Annotated in this window: 3 protein-coding genes; 1 reads left to right on the forward strand and 2 read right to left on the reverse strand. The window is 68.2% G+C overall.

The features are described from left to right. A partial coding sequence (locus G7A99_RS25250; protein WP_240466127.1) for a helix-turn-helix transcriptional regulator occupies positions 1–378 on the forward strand: 378 nt, incomplete at its 5' end. Positions 379–398: 20 nt separating this feature from the next. Here the strand turns inward: G7A99_RS25250 and G7A99_RS06310 are convergent. Beyond that, positions 399–2,147 carry a bifunctional diguanylate cyclase/phosphodiesterase gene (locus tag G7A99_RS06310; protein WP_163139234.1) on the reverse strand — a complete coding sequence of 583 codons (1,749 nt, stop codon included), beginning with the start codon at positions 2,145–2,147 and terminating at the stop codon, positions 399–401. Between the two features lie 46 nt (positions 2,148–2,193). Continuing rightward, positions 2,194–2,490 (reverse strand): response regulator (locus G7A99_RS06315; RefSeq protein ID WP_163139235.1); only part of this gene is annotated, 297 nt, incomplete at its 5' end.

Genomic DNA, 2,490 nt, shown 5'->3' on the forward strand with positions numbered 1-2,490 from the left:
GTGCCCGGCGAGGGCGTGGCCTACTACCTCAACCTCTATCGCGGCCGCGGCGAAGGGGCCTTCACCGGCGACGAGGTCCACGAGATCTCGGCGCTCGCCCCCCTGCTGGCAAGCCTGATGCGCCGCCACTACAGCGACGGCCCACCGACGGAGGGCCCCGGCACGGCGGAGAGCCGGCTGCTGGAGACGCTCTCCACGCGCGAGCGCGAGCTGTGTACGCTGTTGCTACGCGGCCACACGCTCAAGAGCGCGGCGGCAGCGGCCGGGATGAACCCGGGCACCGCCGAGACCTACCGGCGCCGGGCCTATCACAAGCTCGGCGTGCACTCGCGCGCCGAACTCGCCCGGCGCTGCCACCCGCATCCGCCCGCCGGCTGAACCGGCCTCCCACCGGGGGATCACAGCCGCCAGCGCGCACTGCGCTGCTTCATCCAGCGAAGCAGATCCCGCGCCGGCATCGGACGACCGAAGAGAAACCCCTGAACGCTGTATACCTCAAGGGAGCGCAGGTAACGTGCTTCGTCCGGGGTCTCTATCCCTTCAGCGACGGTCTCGAGACCGAAATTGTGCGCGAGCCACAGGATGGTGCGGGTGATCGCAGCGTTGGTCTCGTCCCGGTGCACGTCGGTGATGAATGCGCGGTCGATCTTGAGCGTGGTGATGGGCAGGCGATGGAGGTAGCTCAATGAGGAGTAGCCGGTACCGAAGTCGTCCACGGCGATGCTGACGCCGAGGCCCCTGAGATCGTTGAGCTTCTGGAGGTTCTCGTCAGAGATGTCGAACAGCGCCGTCTCCGTGAGCTCGAGCTCCAGGGACGGCGGCGGCAGCTGGTAATGCTCCAGGGTGTCGCGGATCGTTGCGGCAAACCCGGGGGCGCGCACGTCCTCGGCGGAGACGTTCACCGCAACCCGCTCGATCCCCACCCCCTGCCGACGCCATTCGCTCATGGTCGCGCACACGTTCACAAGCATGCAGTGATCGATTCGGGGCATGAGGCCGCACGTCTCGGCGACGGCAAGGAACTCCCCGGGCGGGACCAGCTCCCCGCTGGGCAGACGCCATCGCACCAGCGCCTCGACCCCCAGTATCCTGCCCGTCTCCAGACACAGCTGGGGCTGAAACCACTGCTCGAACTCGCCTTTCTCCAGCGCCTCCAGCAGCCGTGCCTCCGTGCGCACGAACCGTAACGCCTCCTGCTGGACCTGGCGGGAGTAAAATACCGGCCCGACATCGTCGGTCTCCGAGAGGGCGCTGGTCGCCCGGTCGAGGACCGTCGCGGCATCCGCCCCATCCTCCGGGTAAAGGCCGACGCCGACCCGCGGGGTAATGCGCACGCGCTCGTCACCGATCTCCACCGGCGATTCCGCGATCTGGCGGATTCTCCCGCACACCTCCAGCACCTCGTTCACCGTGGTGCCCGGGCGATGCAGCAGCCCCCATTCGTCCGTGGACAGCCGCGCCAGCGAGGCGGTATCACCCAGTAACGTCTGCAGGCGCCGGGAACAGGCGGTCACCGCCCGTTCAAGCGCATGGTGGCCGAAGGACTTGAGCACCCGGCCCAGGGGGATACGGATCACGGTCACCGGCAGCTGCCGGTTGAGCACCGACGCCTCACGTATGGCGGCGACCAGGCGGTCGAGGAACAGGCTCTTGTTCGGCAGCCCGGTCACACTGTCGTAGTTGACCAGGTAAGCCAGGTGATCGCGCTGGGCGATGGCCATGGAACGGGCGCGTAACAGCATGGCCACGCGCTCGCTGAACTCGCGGCGCTCGATCGGTGTGACGATGAACTCGTCGGCCACATCCCATAACGCCGCCAGCCGGCGATCCAGCTCGGAGCGCGAGAGCAGCAGCACGACCGGCAGGAAGGTCGGCGCCTCGCGCCGCTTCGCCTCCTGTAGCCGGCGGCGCCAGTGCCGGAATCCGCCGACGTCGGCGATGACCAGATCGAAGCCGTCCTCAGGCAACCCGCACTTGCCCGGCTCGAGCACCGTGCAGTGATCCTGTAGGTGGCCCTCGAGAAGGCGCCGGTTGCCGGAGGCGCCGAGCAGGAGCAGAACGCGGTCGGCAGGCACGGTATCGTCCACCGTGTCCGTCGCCACTCCGCGCCACGCCACCCCGTGGAGATCATCATACCGGTAGTTCAAGCCCTGCCTCCCCGTCGTCCGACGGTGTGCAAGTGGTTACACTGCTTCATCCCGGACCTGCCAGATCGCGGACGATTCGCAACAGGGCCACCTTGGCGACGGGTTTCTGCACCACGGTGCGGGCACCGCTCGCAACGGCACGACCACCGAGAGAGAGTTCCTCGGGCGCGGAGAGCACCACGAAAGGCACCTCGTTCGCCTGGAGGACCGCGCACATGGACCAGACCGACGGGCCGAAGCCCGAGACGTCCACGAGCGCGAGCGCCGGCATCGGCGGCGCCGCCACCGCATCGGCGAGCGCGGTCTCGTCGTCGATGCCGATACCGCGATAACCGAGGCCCAC

The organism is Arhodomonas sp. KWT (genome assembly GCF_010993615.1).